General features: G+C 75.2%; 15 protein-coding genes. 9 read left to right on the top strand and 6 right to left on the bottom strand.

Going from position 1 to position 16,099, the window contains the following annotated elements:
• Positions 1–52: 52 nt before the first annotated feature.
• Positions 53–430: a DUF6221 family protein gene (locus AC3ERT_RS15855; RefSeq protein WP_435174817.1), complete on the top strand. Its 378-nt coding sequence runs from the start codon at positions 53–55 to the stop codon at positions 428–430.
• Positions 431–533: 103 nt separating this feature from the next.
• Here AC3ERT_RS15855 and AC3ERT_RS15850 read toward each other — a convergent pair whose 3' ends face one another.
• Complete coding sequence (locus AC3ERT_RS15850) at positions 534–701, bottom strand: hydrophobic protein (protein ID WP_200823292.1); 168 nt, start codon at positions 699–701, stop codon at positions 534–536.
• 103 nt (positions 702–804) lie between these two features.
• On the opposite strand from AC3ERT_RS15850, the gene AC3ERT_RS15845 reads away from it, so the two are divergent.
• The gene (locus tag AC3ERT_RS15845; RefSeq protein WP_435135167.1) at positions 805–1,575 is read left to right on the top strand and encodes an AraC family transcriptional regulator; all 771 of its coding nucleotides are present in this window, start codon (positions 805–807) and stop codon (positions 1,573–1,575) included.
• Positions 1,576–1,585: 10 nt separating this feature from the next.
• Here the strand turns inward: AC3ERT_RS15845 and AC3ERT_RS15840 are convergent, their stop codons facing one another.
• The gene (locus tag AC3ERT_RS15840) at positions 1,586–2,683 is read right to left on the bottom strand and encodes an ABC transporter substrate-binding protein (RefSeq protein ID WP_435174815.1); all 1,098 of its coding nucleotides are present in this window, start codon (positions 2,681–2,683) and stop codon (positions 1,586–1,588) included.
• Positions 2,684–3,110: 427 nt separating this feature from the next.
• Here AC3ERT_RS15840 and AC3ERT_RS15835 point away from each other — a divergent pair, with 427 nt between their 5' ends.
• From AC3ERT_RS15835 to AC3ERT_RS15820, 4 genes are all read left to right on the top strand, one after another.
• Positions 3,111–4,214, top strand: coding sequence for a FecCD family ABC transporter permease (locus tag AC3ERT_RS15835; protein ID WP_435174812.1), 1,104 nt, complete (start codon positions 3,111–3,113; stop codon positions 4,212–4,214).
• The gene (locus tag AC3ERT_RS15830) at positions 4,215–5,321 is read left to right on the top strand and encodes a FecCD family ABC transporter permease (RefSeq protein WP_435174810.1); all 1,107 of its coding nucleotides are present in this window, start codon (positions 4,215–4,217) and stop codon (positions 5,319–5,321) included.
• A gap of 4 nt (positions 5,322–5,325) precedes the next feature.
• A complete protein-coding gene (locus AC3ERT_RS15825; protein ID WP_435174807.1) occupies positions 5,326–6,171 on the top strand; it encodes an ABC transporter ATP-binding protein in 846 nt (281 codons plus the stop codon).
• 664 nt (positions 6,172–6,835) lie between these two features.
• Positions 6,836–9,217 carry a phosphoketolase family protein gene (locus AC3ERT_RS15820; protein WP_435174804.1) on the top strand — a complete coding sequence of 794 codons (2,382 nt, stop codon included), beginning with the start codon at positions 6,836–6,838 and terminating at the stop codon, positions 9,215–9,217.
• Between the two features lie 72 nt (positions 9,218–9,289).
• Here AC3ERT_RS15820 and AC3ERT_RS15815 read toward each other — a convergent pair whose 3' ends face one another.
• Together AC3ERT_RS15815 and AC3ERT_RS15810 are read right to left on the bottom strand one after the other, a co-directional pair.
• Positions 9,290–10,189 (bottom strand): substrate-binding domain-containing protein, encoded by a 900-nt coding sequence (locus tag AC3ERT_RS15815; protein ID WP_435174802.1) that lies wholly within the window; start codon positions 10,187–10,189, stop codon positions 9,290–9,292.
• 433 nt (positions 10,190–10,622) lie between these two features.
• On the bottom strand, positions 10,623–11,039 hold the full coding sequence (locus tag AC3ERT_RS15810) for a hypothetical protein (RefSeq protein ID WP_435174796.1): 417 nt from the start codon (positions 11,037–11,039) through the stop codon (positions 10,623–10,625).
• Between the two features lie 83 nt (positions 11,040–11,122).
• Here AC3ERT_RS15810 and AC3ERT_RS15805 point away from each other — a divergent pair, with 83 nt between their 5' ends.
• On the top strand, positions 11,123–12,508 hold the full coding sequence (locus AC3ERT_RS15805) for an FAD-dependent monooxygenase (RefSeq protein ID WP_435135153.1): 1,386 nt from the start codon (positions 11,123–11,125) through the stop codon (positions 12,506–12,508).
• On the opposite strand, the gene AC3ERT_RS15800 is transcribed toward AC3ERT_RS15805, so the two are convergent.
• Positions 12,471–13,427 (bottom strand): DMT family transporter, encoded by a 957-nt coding sequence (locus AC3ERT_RS15800; protein WP_435174794.1) that lies wholly within the window; start codon positions 13,425–13,427, stop codon positions 12,471–12,473. The two genes, AC3ERT_RS15805 and AC3ERT_RS15800, sit on opposite strands and share 38 nt — an antisense overlap.
• 39 nt (positions 13,428–13,466) lie before the next feature.
• Between AC3ERT_RS15800 and AC3ERT_RS15795 the strand changes: the two genes are divergently transcribed.
• A complete protein-coding gene (locus tag AC3ERT_RS15795; RefSeq protein ID WP_435135147.1) occupies positions 13,467–14,000 on the top strand; it encodes a MarR family winged helix-turn-helix transcriptional regulator in 534 nt (177 codons plus the stop codon).
• Positions 14,001–14,412: 412 nt separating this feature from the next.
• The gene (locus AC3ERT_RS15790; protein WP_435174791.1) at positions 14,413–15,180 is read left to right on the top strand and encodes an alpha/beta hydrolase; all 768 of its coding nucleotides are present in this window, start codon (positions 14,413–14,415) and stop codon (positions 15,178–15,180) included.
• On the opposite strand, the gene AC3ERT_RS15785 is transcribed toward AC3ERT_RS15790, so the two are convergent.
• Positions 15,177–16,058: a LysR family transcriptional regulator gene (locus AC3ERT_RS15785; protein ID WP_435174788.1), complete on the bottom strand. Its 882-nt coding sequence runs from the start codon at positions 16,056–16,058 to the stop codon at positions 15,177–15,179. The genes AC3ERT_RS15790 and AC3ERT_RS15785 overlap by 4 nt on opposite strands.
• Positions 16,059–16,099: the final 41 nt, after the last annotated feature.

Below are 16,099 nucleotides of genomic sequence, written 5' to 3'. Positions count from 1 at the left end.
CGCCGGGGCCGCCAGCAGGGGCCGGGCGTGCGGCCGGGTGGAAGGGGACGCCGTGATCGAGGAGTTGACGGCCTTCGTGCGTGCCCGCATGGCGGAGGACCTGTCCTGCGCGTGGGGCGGCGCGGCGGACGGCGGGCGGTGGACGGCCGACGGGCCGCGCCTGGTCGTCGGCTCCGGTGCCGCGTTCGAGATGGGCGCGCCGGCGGCCGGGCACGCCGCGCACCACGACCCGGACCGGGTGGTGCGGGCGGTTGCGGCCAAGCAGGCGATCCTCGACCGGTGCGAACGGCACCTCGAGCGGACGGCGCCCGGGCCCGGCGCCCGCGACGGCGAACTGGTCGTCGCGCAGATCCTGGTGGCGCTGGCCGCGGAGTGGGCGGCCCACCCCGACTACCGCGCGCAGTGGACGGGCGCGCCCGCGCAGACGTAGCCCGCGCGCCGGGCCCGGACAGGGCAGTGGGCCGCCCCGGGTCGATCGGAGCGGCCCACCATGACGCGCGGGCCAGGTGCGAGGCAGCCGGCCCGCGCGCGTCTCACCACCGGTACCAGCGGCCCCTCCCGGAGCCGGACCCCGGCCGGATCAGGAATCCGAGCAGCCACAGCACAAGTACGACCACCGCGACCCACCAGAGGATCTTCACGGCGAACCCGATCCCGAACAGCAGCAGCGCCAGCAGTAGCACGACGAGCAACGGTCCCATGGTTATCAGCCTCCTTGACCTGCGCCTGCCCCGCCGCCCGCACCCCACACCGGGCAACCTCCGCCGGTTCCGCGGCGGGCGGGATGCGCTATGTTCGGTGACCATGTCGCCGACCAGCCGGCCCGCCCAGCGCCCCGCGGCCCCGCCCGCCGAGGCGCTGCGGGTGATCAACTTCGACCTGGCCCGCGGCCAGCGGTTCGGCGAGCACGAGCACAGCACGCACCAGCTGGTGTGGTCCCCGGCGAGCGTGCTGACCGTGGACATCGCGGACCACTCGTGGGTGCTGCCGCCGACGCTGGCGCTGTGGATACCGGCCGGGGTGCCGCACACCACGGGGGCGACCCGCCAGGCCCAGATGCGCAGCGTCTACCTGCTGCCGGACCGCTGCCCGGTGCGCTGGACCCAGCCGACGGTGGTCGGGGTGCCGCCGCTGCTGCGCGAGCTGATCACCCACCTGGGCGACCCGGACCTCGGCGCGCAGCCGCGGGCCCGGGCGGAGGCGGTGCTGTTCGACCTGATGCGGCCGGTGGCGGTGACCACCATCGAGCTGCCGATGCCGCTGGACGAGCGGGCCCGCAAGGTCGCCGAGGCGCTGCTCGCCCGCCCGTCCGACCACCGCGCGCTGGAGGAGTGGGGCCGGGAGGTGGGCGCCAGCGCCCGCACCCTGGCCCGGCTGTTCAGCGCCGAGACGGGGATGTCGTTCGGCCGGTGGCGCACCCGGGCCCGGCTGCGCGCGGGCTTGGAGCACATGGCGGCCAACCGCCCGCTCGCGGCGGTCGCCCACCACGTCGGCTACACCACGCCGAGTTCCTTCGTCGCCGCCTTCCGGCAGGAGACCGGCCGCACCCCGGGCGCGTACTTCACCGCGCGGTGAGCGCGTCGCGTCACAGCGAACCGAGTGCCTTCTCGAAGTCGCCGAGTGCCGCGATCGCGTCCTCGTAGCCGGCGGGCAGGAAGTAGCTGCTGCCGTAGAGGCGGCCGGCCTTGGTGGCGGCGAGCTGCTGGAAGGACTTCTGCGCGAAGAGCTTGGGGCCGAGGTTGGCGGGCTTGCCGTCGTTGGTCGTGTAGTAGAAGACCGCGTCGGCGTCGGCGAGTCTGCTCGTCACCAGCTCGTACGACACCGACTGCTGGACGTCCAGGCGGCTGCTGCCGGTGGCGAAGAGGGCGCCCGCGTCCGCGAGGATGCCGCCGATCGGCGAACCGTGGCCGTACAGCCACCAGTTGCCCGCGTCGAAGCCGCCCTGGAGCAGGTCCCAGCGGGTGCGGGCGAGCACCGCGGCGTGCGCCTTCCTGATGGCGGCGGCGCGGTCGGTGTAGCGCTTCTTGAGCTGGTCGAGCGCGCCGGGGACGCCGAGGACGGCCGCGGTCTGGTCGGACATGTCCCGCCAGGGCGCCTTGGACTTGCTGAACGGGAGCAGGACGGTGGGCGCGAGCGCGCTGAACTCGTCGTAGGAGATGGTCGTCTGGGCGTCGATGCCGATGATCAGGTCGGGCTTGAGCGCGGCGACCTTCTCCACCTGGATGGCGCCGCCGACGCCGTCGGAGACCTTGGGGACCGCCTTCCAGCGGGTGAGGTCGCGCGGCGGGACGTACTGCTCACCGGCGTCGAAGACACCGGCCGGGGTGAGGCCGAGGTCGAACATGGCGGACATCGGGAAGTCGTTGATCGCCACCACGCGCTTGGGCGAGGCGGGCACCTTCACCGGGCCCTTGGCGGTGTCGACAGTGCGGGTGCCCGAGGCGCCCTTCGCGCCTGAGCTGCCCGAGCCGCCGCCGGAGCCGCAGGCGGCGAGCCCGAAGAGTGCGGCGCCCGCCGCGCCCGCGGAGAGCAGCCCGCGCCGGGTCGGTCTGCCGCCGCCGCGCCCGGCGTCGGGGCCCTGGGAGCGGGCGGGTTCGGCGGAAGGAACGGCCGCGGGGTCGGCTACTGGCTCAGTTACGGACTCGGCCGCGTGTTCGGCGGACGGGCGGAACGTCAGGGGCATCGGGACCTCCGGTACGGCGACGGGCCGGTCGTACGCCGACCGAGCCAGAACTTAGGGTGACCTAACTTCGGCCACCCTAAGTGGCCCGTTCGCCGACGAAATCGGCACTAGGACGCCGGATAGCGCCAACCCGACACCCCGGCGGCCGGCCCGCTCCACCGCACTCCCGCCGCGCGGCGCCCCAACACCCCCGCCGCACAAGCACTTTCGGCCCTCACGCCATCCCGGGTCCGCCCGGCCGCCGCGAGCGCGCGCGGCCCCGCACGCCGCTCCGGGTGTCCGTCCAGCGACATATGACGGCCGTCCGACGCGGGATGGACACCGCCTCCGGCGGCACCGGGAGGCGGGGCGGGTGCGGACCACCGCGAAAAACTAAGTTAGCCTCCCCTTACTTCGCAGGGAGGAAGACCGGCCGAGGAGACCCCCCATGAACGTCCCGCGCGCCCGCACCGGGCCCGCCCCGGCCCCGGACCCGGCCCGGCCGGCGGCCGCAGGTCCGGCCCCGGCCGCGGTGCCGGCGCCCGGGCGGCGGCGCACCGCCACCCTGTCCGCGGGGTTGCTGGTGGCCGGTGCCGTCCTGGCCCTCGCGGTCGTGGCCAGCCTCGCCGTCGGCGCCAAGCCGGTCCCGCTGGGCACCGTGTGGGACACCGTCTTCCACCACGACCCCAGCGACCCCGACCAGCTCATCGTCACCTCGCTGCGGCTGCCGCGCACCGTGATCGGGCTGCTCACCGGGGCCGCGCTCGGCCTGTCCGGCACCCTCATGCAGGGCCTGACCCGCAACCCGCTCGCCGACCCCGGCCTGCTCGGCGTCAACGCCGGCGCGTCGCTCGCCGTGGTCGCCGCGATCAGCGTCTTCGGGATCGGCTCCTTCACCGGCTACGTGTGGTTCGGCTTCGCCGGCGCCGCGGCCGCCGCCCTGCTCGTCCACGCCGTCGGGTCCCTCGGCCGCGAGGGCGCCACCCCGGTCAAGCTCGCCCTCGCCGGGGCCGCGGTCAGCGCCGGGCTGTCCTCGCTGACCACCGCCGTGCTGCTCACCGACACCGCGACCTTCGACCAGTTCCGGTTCTGGCAGGTCGGCTCGCTGGCCGGGCGCGAACTGTCCACCGCCTACCAGGCGGGGCCCTTCCTCCTGATCGGCGCCGGGTGCGCGCTGTGCTCCGGGCGCCTGCTCAACACCCTCGGCCTCGGCGACGACACCGCGCGCAGCCTCGGCCAGAACGTGGCCGCGGCCCGGCTGTTCTGCGCGCTGTCGGTGGTGCTGCTGTGCGGCTCGGCCACCGCGCTGGCCGGCCCGATCGCCTTCGTGGGCCTGACGGTGCCGCACGCCGTGCGCTTCTTCACCGGGCCCGACCACCGCTGGATTCTGCCGTACTCGATGCTGGTCGCCCCCGCGCTGCTGCTCGTCTCCGACGTCGTCGGGCGCGTCGTGGCCCGGCCGGGCGAGGTCCAGGTGGGCATCGTGACCGCGGTGATCGGGGCGCCGGTCCTCATCGTCCTGGTGCGCCGCAGCCGGCCGGCGGGGGTGTAGATGTCCGCGCACACCTCCGGCGGCAAGGGGTCCGCCGCCGCGGCACCGGCCGCCCCACCGTACGGCGTGCCGTCCGCCGACGCGGTGCGGGCCGTACGGTCCGCGCGCAGCCAGCCGCGCGTCCGGGCGGCGGCGGTCACCGCCGTCATGGCCGTCGTGGTCCTCGCGCTGTTCTGCGCGTCGCTGTCGGTCGGCAGCTTCCGTATCCCGGTCCTGGACGTGCTTCGCACGCTGGGGGGCGGCGGCGACGCCGGGACCCGGTTCATCGTGGTGCGGGTGCGGATGCCGCGCGCGCTCACCGGGGTGGCGGCGGGCGCGGCGTTCGGGCTGTCCGGGGCGATCTTCCAGTCGCTGATCCGCAACCCGCTGGCCAGCCCGGACGTCATCGGGATCACGGCGGGCGCGAGCGCGGCGGCGGTCGTCGCGATCGTGGTGTTCTCGCTGGCGGGCACCGCGGTGTCGCTGACGGCCGTGGCGGGCGCGCTGCTGACCGCCCTGCTGATCTACCTGCTGGCCTGGCGCCGGGGCGTGACCGGCTACCGGCTGGTGCTGGTCGGCATCGGGGTGGCGGCGGCCCTGTCGAGCGTCGTCTCCTTCCTGCTCACCCGCGCCGACGTCTACACCGCGCAGCAGGCGCTGCTGTGGCTGACCGGCAGCCTCGACGGTGCGGACTGGCCGCGGGCCCGCGCCGTCCTCTACCCGCTGGCGGTGCTGCTCCCGGCCGCGTTCCTCGCCGCCCGCACGCTGCCCGCGCTCGGCCTCGGCGACGACAGCGCGCGCGGGCTCGGGGTACGGGTGGAGCGCGGGCGGCTCGGGCTGGTCCTCGTCGGGGTCTGCCTGGCCGCGGTCGCCACGTCGGCCGCGGGGCCGGTGGCGTTCGTGGCGTTCCTGTCCGGGCCGGTCGCCCGGCGGCTGCTGCACGGGCGCGGCCCGGCGCTGGTGCTGTCGGCGCTGACCGGTGCCGCGCTCATGCTCGGGTGCGACTTCGCCGGGCAACACCTGCTGGGGCCGACCGAGTTCCCGGTCGGCGTGATCACCGGGGTGCTGGGGGCGCCCGGCCTGCTGTGGCTGCTCGCCCGTGCCAACCGCGTCGGCCAGGGAGGCTGAACTCTTGAGCGACACCGACACCTCGGCGGGGACGGCGGCCCCCGCCGCCGAACCGCCCTCCTCCCTCGCCGCGCGCGACCTGCACCTGGGGTACGAGCAGCGCGCCGTCGTCCGCGGGGTGAGCGTCGCGATACCCACCGGGCAGGTGACGATGATCGTCGGGCCGAACGCCTGCGGGAAGTCCACGCTGCTGCGCGGTCTGGCGCGGCTGCTCGCCCCCAGCCGGGGCGAGGTGCTCCTCGACGGGCGCAGCATCCACGCGCTGCCGACCCGGCACGTGGCCGAACGGCTCGGCATCCTCCCGCAGACCCCGGTCGCGCCGGACGGCATCCGCGTCGTCGATCTCGTCGGGCGCGGGCGCTACCCGCACCAGGGGTGGTTCCGGCGGTGGAGCGCAGACGACGACCGCGCCGTCGCGGAGGCGCTGACCGCGACCGACACGCTCGAACTGGCGGAGCGGTGCGTGGACGAACTGTCCGGGGGGCAGCGGCAGCGGGTCTGGATCGCCGTCGCGCTCGCCCAGCGCACCGGGGTGCTCCTCCTCGACGAACCCACCACTTACCTCGACCTCCCGCACCAAATCGAGGTGCTCGACCTCCTCACCGACCTCAACCGCGACCGCGGCACCACCGTCGTCACCGTCCTCCACGACCTCAACCTCGCCTGCCGCTACGGCGACCACCTCATCGCCATGAAAGACGGCGCCGTCCTCGCCGAGGGCGCCCCCGCAGACGTCATCACCCCCGCGACCATCCGCGAGCTCTTCGCCATCGACTGCCGCGTTGTTGCCGACCCCGTCTCCCGCACCCCCCTCGTCCTCCCCATCGGCCGCCACCACGCCCTCTCCTGACAACGAAGCGCCTCCCCCCTGCGGAGCGCTCCCGGCCGCGCAGTTCCCCCGCGCCCCTGCGTAAGTGCCCCCTCCGGCCCGCAACCACCTGCCAGTACGTCGTGGCTCGTCGCGCAGTTCCCCGCGCCCCTGCGTGAGTGCCCCCTGCGGAGCGCTGCTACCTGCCGGTACATCGTGGCTGGTCGCGCAGTTCCCCGCGCCCCTGGGGTACGTGCGGCTGCTCCGCAGCGCACCGGCGCACCCGACCACGCCGAGCACCCCCACCAGGGGCGCGGGGAACTGCGCGCGCAACCACCCACCACCCAGCAGCCGGGAACGCACCGCACCCCAACGGCGCAGCACCGCAGGGGCGCGGGGAACTGCGCGCGCAACCACCCACCACCCAGCAGCCGGGAACGCACCGCACCCCAACGGCGCAGCACCGCAGGGGCGCGGGGAACTGCGCGCGCAACCACCCACCGGCCGGCAGCCGGCACCACACCGCACCCCCAACGGCGGGCCGCCGCAGGCACGCGCCGGAACCGCACCGCACCCCCAACGGCGGGGGGAACCGTCAAGCCCGCCCGGAGGGGCTCGCTCGGATGGGCGTACGCCCGCACGCCGCCGCTGGGTACGCCTGAGCATGCGGAAGCAAGCGCACATGCCCGACAAAGGACCACTGAGGATGCCGAGCGGCCTGACCGAAGAGGAACTGTCCGCGCTGGACGCCCACTGGCGTGCCGCGAACTATCTGGCCGTCGGCCAGATCTACCTGCTGGACGCGAACCCGCTGCTGAAGGAACCCCTGCGCCCGGAGCACGTGAAACCGCGGCTGCTGGGCCACTGGGGCACCTCCCCCGGCCTGAACCTGGTCCACACGCACCTGAACCGGATCGTCCGCGCCAGGGACGTGGACGCGATCTGCGTCTGGGGCCCGGGCCACGGCGGCCCGGCGGTGCTGGCGAACGCGTGGCTGGAGGGCAGCTACACGCAGACGTACCCGGACGTCACCCGGGACGCCGCGGGGATGGGCCGGCTGTTCCGCCAGTTCTCGTTCCCGGGCGGGGTGCCGAGCCATGTCGCCCCGGAGACGCCGGGCTCGATCCACGAGGGCGGCGAGCTGGGCTACGCGCTGTCGCACGCGTACGGCGCGGCGTTCGACAACCCGGACCTGCTGGTGGCGTGTGTGATCGGCGACGGCGAGGCGGAGACGGGCCCGCTGGCGACGTCGTGGCACGCCAACAAGTTCCTGGACCCGGCGCACGACGGCGCGGTCCTGCCGATCCTGCACCTGAACGGGTACAAGATCGCGAACCCGACGGTGCTGGCCCGCCTCCCCGAGGACGAGTTGGACGCGCTGCTGCGCGGCTACGGGCACGACCCGATCGTGGTCGCCGGGGACGAACCGGCCGCGGTGCACCGGGAGATGGCCGCGGCGATGGACACCGCGCTGGAGCGGATCACGCAGATCCAGCGGGCGGCACGCCATGGCGCGGGCCCGGTCCCGGACGGCACGGACCGCCCGCGCTGGCCGATGATCGTGCTGCGGACGCCGAAGGGCTGGACGGGCCCGGCGGAGGTCGACGGCCTGCCGGTGGAGGGCACCTGGCGCGCCCACCAGGTGCCGCTGGCGGAGGTCCGCACCAATCCGGAGCACCTGCTCCAGTTGGAGGAGTGGCTGCTGTCCTACCGTCCGGCCGAGCTGTTCGACGACACCGGGCGCCCGCGCGAGCAGGTCCTCGCGTGCGTGCCGTCCGGCGACCGGCGGCTGGGCGCGAACCCGCACACCAACGGCGGTCTGCTGCTGCGCGAGCTGCCGGTGCCCGACCTGGACCGCTTCGCGGTGCCGGTCGAGCGCCCGGGCACCGAGCTGCACGAACCCACCCGCGTGCTGGGCGGGTTGCTGGCGGAGGTGATGGCGGCGACCGCGCAGCGCCGCGACTTCCGGATCGTCGGCCCGGACGAGACGGCGTCCAACCGGCTCGACGCGGTGTACACGGCGTCGGGGAAGTCCTGGCAGGAGCGGCTGCTGCCCACCGATGAGGACCTGGACCGGCACGGGCGGGTCCTGGAGGTGCTGTCCGAACACACCTGCCAGGGTTGGCTGGAGGGCTATCTGCTCACCGGCCGGCACGGGCTGTTCTCCTGCTACGAGGCGTTCGTCCACATCGTCGACTCGATGGTGAACCAGCACATCAAGTGGCTGCGGGTGACCCGCGAGCTGCCCTGGCGGCGCCCGATCGCCTCGCTCAACTACCTGCTGACGTCGCACGTGTGGCGCCAGGACCACAACGGCTTCTCCCACCAGGACCCGGGGTTCATCGACCACATCCTCAACAAGTCCCCCGAGGTGGTGCGGGTCTACCTCCCGCCGGACGCCAACACGCTGCTGTCGGTCGCCGACCACGCCCTGCGGTCAAAGGACTACGTCAACGTCATCGTGGCCGGCAAGCAGCCCTGCTTCGACTGGCTGACGATGGACGCCGCCCGCGCGCACTGCGCCCGCGGCGCGGGCATCTGGGAGTGGGCGGGCACCGAGGACGGCAGCCGCGAACCGGACGTGGTGCTGGCCTGCGCGGGCGACGTACCGACCCAGGAGGTGCTGGCCGCGGCGCAGTTGGTGCGCCACCACCTGCCGGAGCTGGCGGTGCGGGTGGTCAACGTGGTGGACCTCGCGCGGCTGTTGCCGGAGAAGGAGCACCCGCACGGGATGTCCGACGCGCAGTACGACGCGCTGTTCACCGCGGACCGGCCGGTCGTCTTCGCCTACCACGGCTACCCGTGGCTGATCCACCGGCTCGCCTACCGCCGCAGCGGCCACCGCGAGCTGCATGTCCGCGGCTACAAGGAGATCGGCACCACCACCACGCCGTTCGACATGGTCGTCAGCAACGACCTGGACCGCTACCGGCTGGTGATGGACGTCATCGACCGGGTGCCGGGGCTGGCCGTACGCGCCGCCCCCGTACGGCAGTTGATGGAGGACACCCGGCTGCGGCACCGGGGCTGGATCCGCGCGCACGGCACCGACCTGCCGGAGGTCGCCGAGTGGCGCTGGGACGGGTGAACCCGCCTGGCTGAAGTGCCCCGTGCGGCCGTCCGGGTCCGCCCTTCCGCGCGGTCCCGGGCGGCCCACCGGTCAGCCCGCCGCCGGTCCCGGTGCGCGCAGCGCGGCCGCCACCGCGCGCAGGAACTGCGCGTACGCGCCCGGCGCGGGCGGCAGTTCGGGGTTCCAGGGCAGCACCTGGGCGGTGCGGGCGAGCTGCTGCCAGGCCGGGACCCCGGCCAGTTCGGCGAGCGGCACCGCGTTGGCGCGGGCGTCGGCGAGCAGCACCCCGGCGCCGCCGACCGCCTCCAGCGCCTGGTCCCAGTCGGTGGTCCGCCAGTTGACGCCCGGGCCGGGGCCGGGGTCGGGCGTGCGGACCCCGAGGTCGGCCAGGTGCCTCAGCTCCGGCCAGGTCTCCGGCCGGGCCAGGTGCACCTGCTCGGGCCCGCCCGGCGACAGCGCGACCACCCCGGCGGTGCCGGCGCCCGCCGCCAGCTCACGCAACTCCGCTTCGGCGGCGGCCAGTTCACCGTCGGCCGCGGGCGCGGGCGCACCGAACGCCGCCGCCAGCTCCGCGAACCGGCCGAGGATCGTCCGCAGCGGCGCCCCGCCCCCGACGCCGAGCGCCACCACCGGCACGCCCGCCTGCTCGGCGGCGTCCTCCGCGAGGGCGTACGCCGACTTGCCGTCGTAGGTCACGTCCACCACGACGTCCGGGCGCAGCTCGCGCAGCACCTCCGCGGTGATGTCCGCTCCCCCGCCGAGGTACGCCGCCTTCCGCGGGTCGAGCCCGCCCAGCTTGGCCGGGTCGGCCCGCGCGCCGCTGTCGTGGCCGGACCCGTAGACCGCGACCGGCCGTATGCCGTACTCCCACAGCGCCGCCCCGGCCCGTACGTACGCCACCACGCGGGGCGGCGTGCCCGGTCCGGTCGCGGTGCTGCCCCGGTCGTCGGTGAACTCCCACCCCGCCTGCCGCGCCCTGTCGTCCGCCATCACCGGCACCCCCTTCACGTCCCGTGCGGGACGCCTCGCTCCTCCAGCGTTGCCTGCGCCGGCCCGCCCCCGCCCTACGCGCCGCGCTTTCCACCCTGCGCCCCGACCCGCCTTCGCGACAAGGACGCCTCGCCCGCCGGATCGCGCGATCAGCCTTCGCCGCAAGGGAGTTCGGCGGAGGAGGAAGCGCGGCCAGGTGCGTGCTGGCGATCCGGCGGTCGCCGGTCCGGCCCGGCGCTGACCGGCGCTGGGCGGCGCTGACCGGCGAGGGAGACCTCGCGGCGGGGGCGCGGGAGGGGGACCGCGGGGACGGCGCCCTCGCCACCGTCCAGGCCTACTGAGCACCTACTGGAGCACCTGCCATGTTGTGTCGCCGAACGGCCATCGGCGGCCCATCAGTCGGCCGCGGGCCGCCGAACACCATGGTGGGGCTTCAGTAGTCGCAGCCGTTCAGCCCGCGGTAGACGAAACGGGTCAGCGCCTCGATCGCCTCGTCGTCCACCTGGCCGGCGCGCTGGGGGCGGGTCCGCAGCATGGCGTGGATCAGGTCGAACGCCATGCGCAGGGAGGTCTCCGGCGAGGCGGGCAGGGGGCGGCCGGCCTCGGCGACACAGGTGACGTGGCCCAGGATGTCGGCCATCTCGCTCGCCTCGAACCTGGCCAGTGTCGCGGCGATGTCGCCGCTCACCAACGCGGCCTCCTGCGCGGCGCGCATCGTCACGGCGTGCTCCCGGTAGAGGTGCGCGTACATGGCGATGTGTGCGCGGACGGCCTCCGGATCGGCGAAGACCCGCTTGGCCGCTGCCTTCAGTGCGACCTCGGTCTCCGCGGCCCTCTCCTTGCGTTTCACGGCACCTCCTTGACCCGGAACAGTACCAACGAGCATACTGAACCCACATTCACTGAATGCAGATTCAGAAAAGAGGTCCGATCATGGACGTACTGATCGCGGGTGCCGGTCCGACCGGCCTGACCCTGGGCATCGACCTCGCCCGGCGCGGGCTCGGCGTACGCGTCATCGACAAGGCGAGCGAGCACTTCGCGGGTTCGCGGGGCGACGGCCTCCAACCGCGCACCCTGGAGGTCTTCGAGGACCTCGGGGTCCTCGACGCGGTCCTCGCGCGAGGGCGCTCGGTGGCAACGGTCCGCGTCCACCTCGACGGCGCCCACGTCATGGACCGGCGGACGGCCGAACTGATGGAAGCGACTCCCGACGTGCCCTACCCGAACGCCTGGGTGCTCGGCCAGTCCCAGACGGAGGGCATCCTGCGGGACCGGCTCGCCGGACTCGGCGTGCGCGTCGAACTCGGCACGGCGCTGGTCGACTTCACCCAGGACGAGGACGGGGTGGCGGCGCGCCTGTCCACCGGAGAGACCGTACGCGCCTCCTACCTGGTGGGGGCGGACGGCGGACGCAGCACCGTCCGCAGGACCCTCGGCGTCCCCTTCGAGGGGACGACGGACGAGACCGTCCGGATGCTGCTCGGCGACGTGACCGCCGACGGACTGGATCACGCCTGGGGCTACTGGTTCGCCCGCGCGGACGCCCCGCAGGCCGGCGTCGGCCTGAGCCCGCTGCCCGGCACGCCCGGCCTGTTCCAGTTCAACGCGCCGCTCGTCGAGGAAGACGACGACGCCACGCTGGAGACCCTCCAGGCCGCGTTGGACGCACGCGGCGCGGGCGTCCGGCTGACCCGGCTGGACTGGTCCACCGTCTGGCGGCCGAACATCCGCCTGGCCGCGCGCTTCCGGGTGGGCCGGGTCTTCCTCGCGGGCGACGCCGCCCATGTGCATCCGCCCACCGGCGGGCAGGGGCTCAACACCGGTGTGCAGGACGCCTACAACCTCGGCTGGAAGCTGGCCGACGGCTCACCCGAACTGCTCGACAGCTACGAGAGCGAGCGGCGCGCGACCGCCCAGAAGGTCCTCACCGTCAGCACCGAACTCCTGCGCAAGCACCGGGAGGGAGCTGAGGACGCCCACGAACGCGGCGCGAACACACGTCAGTTGGACGTCTCCTACCGGACGGCCGAGGGACGGGTCGTGGCGGGCGACCGCGCTCCGGACGCACCCGTCACCGACGCCGACGGCCGGGCCATACGGCTCTTCGACCTCTACCGCGGCCCCCACGCCACCCGACTGACGTTCGGCGCACCCGCACCGGACGCCCCCCACGCCTTCGCGGTCCTCCGCCCCGGCCAAGCCGCGACCGGCCCCCATGTCATCGACACCCACGGGCACGCCTACCGGGCCTACGACGCCTCGGACGGCACCAGCCTCCTCATCCGCCCCGACGGCTACATCGGCCGGCGCCGCTGAGCGGGCGCCGGCGCCGGAAGCCGCCTGGCATCCTCACGCTCCCCGCGCCGTCACCAGTTGCGGCCGACCCGGACGCCGGCGCCGGACGGCCGAGCAGCACACCGGCCAGCACCAGCGGCAGCCCCGCGAACTGTCGTACGGTGAGCGGCTCGTGGGCGACGGCGGTGCCGAGCAGCACCCCGGTCACCGGGTTGAGCAATCCCACCAGGCCGACCGTCGCCGCGGGCAGCCGGCTCAGCGCGGCGAACCAGGCGGTGAACGCGACGGCCGTGGCGATCACCGCGACATAGCCGAACCCGAGCAGCGCGCGGCCGTCGAGCGCGGGCGGCGCGCCCTCGAAGGCCGCGGCGAACGGCAGCAGCAGGAGGCCGCCGGCGAGCAACTGCCAGCAGGTGGAGGCCAGGACGTCCACCCCGGTGCCCCAGCGCTTGGCCAGCACGTAGCCGAGCGAGGACAGCAGCATCGCGCCCGCGGACGCGGCCACCCCCAGCAGGTCCGCGCCGCCCGACCCGCCCCACAGCATCAGGCACACCCCGCCGATGCCGACGCCCGCGCCCGACAGGTGGGCGGCGCGCGGGCGTTCGCCGACCAGCGGCCACGCGATCAGCGCCATCACCAGCGGTGCCGCGGCCATCACGGTCGCCGCGGTGCTGGTCGGCAGGCGCTGCGCGGCGAGGTACACCAGCGCGAAGAAGCCCCCGGCGTTGAGCACCCCGAGCACCGCGGACCGCCACCACCACGCCCCGCGCGGCAGCCGGCGGCGCAGCGCGAGCAGCAGCAGCCCGGCCGGCAGCGCCCGGATCGCCCCGCCGTAGAGCGGGTCGCCCGGGGGCAGCGCCGCCTTGGTGACGTAGTAGTTGGCGCCCCAGGCCACTGGGGCGACCGCCGCGAGGAGCACCCACCGAATATTAGCTTCCATGGAAGATACTATGCCTTCCACGGAAGCTATAGTGAAGCCATGCCCGCAGAACCCGCCGGCTCCGGCCCGCCGCTCGACCACATCGCCCGCATCCAGGCGGAGTGGGCCCGCGAACGGCCCGGGGTGGACGTCTCCCCGCAGGGCGTGATCGGCAGGCTGCACCGCATCGCGGGCATGCTCACCGAGCAGCTCTGCGTGGTCTACCGCCGGTTCGGCCTGAGCGAGGGCGAGTTCGACGTGCTCGCCGCCCTGCGCCGGGCCGGGGCCCCGTACGAGCGCGCGCCCGGCGAACTGGCCGCGCACACCATGGTCACGACCGGCGCGATGACCAAGCGGATCGACCGGCTGGAGCGCGGCGGCCTGGTCGCCCGCCGCCGCGCCGCCGCCGACGGACGCGGCCGCGTGGTCCGGCTCACGCCCGCCGGGCGGGACCTGATCGACCGGGCCTTCACCGAGCACATGCGCAACGAGCGCCGGCTCCTCGACGCGCTGCCCCCGCAGGAGGCCGCCCAACTCGAAGCCCTCCTGACCGCCTGGCTCTCCCGCCTCGAACCGCCGCGCACGGAAGGGTGATCGCCGCCGACGCGGCGCTTCCGCAAGGAGAGCGGACCGCCCGCGGACGGGCGGGCGGACCGATGCGGATACGTGATCGGTCGTGATCAGGAATCGTCGTTGGACGGCCGCGCCGCGTGTGCTGCATGCTTCGGGACATGACGACGCACCCGCCCGCGGACCGACCCGGCCCCTGCGGCCCGGCACGCGGCGGGGCGCCTGCCCGCTGTTGCTGCGGCTAGCGGCGCCGTCCGACCGCCGCGGGCCAGTGCTGCCGCCCGGGTGCTGGCGCGGATGACCCGCGCCCCGCTGCCGGCGCGCATCCCCGGGTCCGCTCGTCCGCGGCCGCGCCCGTATCCGTACGTCCCCGTACACCCCCGCACCCGTCACCGTACGCACGCGCCCGCGCGCCCCTGCCCCCGAGGACACCGCCATGACTTCCGTGAACGCTGCTCCCGCCCCCGCGGCCTGGGAGATCCCGCCGGCGCTGGGCCCGCGCGGCACCGTCGTGCTGCTGCCGGGCCGCGGCGAGGACCCGCTGCTGTACGAGCGGTTCGGCACGCGGCTGGCCGCGGACGCCTACCGGGTGCGGGCGGTGGCCGACCCGAGCAGGTGGCCGCGGGAGGCGGCGGCGCAGGTGCGGGAGGTGCTGGCGGTCGCGGACACGGTGCGGCCGGTGGTGCTGGCCGGGTCGGACGCGGGCGCGCTGTTCGCGGTGGGGCTGGTGGCGGCCGGCGAGGTGGCCGTGGACGCGCTGCTGCTGGCCGGGCTCCCGACGGACAAGGACGCCGATGGCGCCCAAAGCGCCGAGTGGGAGGAGGAGTTGGGGACGCGCACCGCGTGCCCCACGCACCAGGGGCGGCTGGCCGCGGCCGAACGGCTGGAGCGCGGCGCGCTGTTCCGGCCGCTGCCCCCGCAGTGGTACGACCGCGCGGAGTTCGCGAAGGTGGCGGTCCCGGTGCTCGGCCTGCACGGCGCGGCCGACCCCGTAAGCCCCGTGGACGCGGCGCGCACCGCCTACGCGGCCGCGCCCCGCGCGGAGTTGGTGACCCTCGCCGACGGGCGGCACGACGCCTTCAACGACATCTCGCACCGCAGCGCCGCCGCGACCGTCGTGCTCTTCCTGGAACGGCTGCGGCAGGGCGCGGACCTCGCGCCCATCGCGACGCGCGAGCCGCTGCCCGGGCGGGCCGCCGACTAGACGGCGGCGGCCAGCAGGTCGCGCACCGCGGCGGCGGTGGCCCCGGCCAGTCCCGGCGGCGCGTCCGCCCTGGTCCGCAGGTGGAGCGGTTCCGGCGGCACCGGCGGGAGGTCCGCGCACCGCTGGAGCCCCTCCGGCGGCGGGCCGACGTCGGCGATCAGGCCGACGCCCAGCCCGCCGCGGATCGCGTTCATCACCCCGGCGAGGTAGGCCGCCTCCACGACGACCGCCGACGCCACGCCGTGCCGGGCCAGGGTGTCCAGCGCGCGGCGGCGGATCGTGCAGGGGTGGTCGATGACGACCACCGGCACGGGCACCCCGGGCGCCGGCATCCGCCAGCCGGGCGCCGCGAACCACGCCAGCGGCAGTTCCCCGGCCGGCACGCTGCCGCCCGTGCCCGTGCCCGTGCCCGCGTCGCCGACGAAGACGGCCACGTCGATGCCGCCGCGGTCCACGCCGTCGCTCAACCGGGTGCCGCGGTCCAGCCGGAACCGTACCCCGCGGCCCGGGTAGTGCTCCTTGAGCGCGCCCGTGATCGCCGGGAGGATGCGGTCGGCGGCGTGCTCGGTGGCGCCGACCACGAGGGTGCCCGCCCCCGCGGCGCCGCCCGCGCCCCGGCCGAGGCGGGCCAGCGCCTCGTCATGGGCGGCGAGGATCTTCCGCGCCTCGGCGAGCAGGATCTCCCCGGGCGCCGTCAGCCGCGTCACCCGCCCGACCCGCTCCACCAGCGGCCGCCCCACCGCCTTCTCCAGCCGCCGCACATGCTGGCTCACCGCCGACTGCGACAGCCCGATCGCCGCAGCCGCCCGGTGGAACCCGCCGCAGTCGGCGATCGAGGTGAAGCTGCGCAGCGCAGCGATGTCCAGCACGTCGGCCATCCGCGAAGCGTACCGATCCGCCGTTTCAGCAACCTTGCAGC

It is taken from the genome of Actinacidiphila sp. bgisy145 (assembly GCF_057708125.1).
Note: the sequence above shows the minus strand (reverse complement) of the source record. Positions and strands in the feature narration are given on the sequence as shown.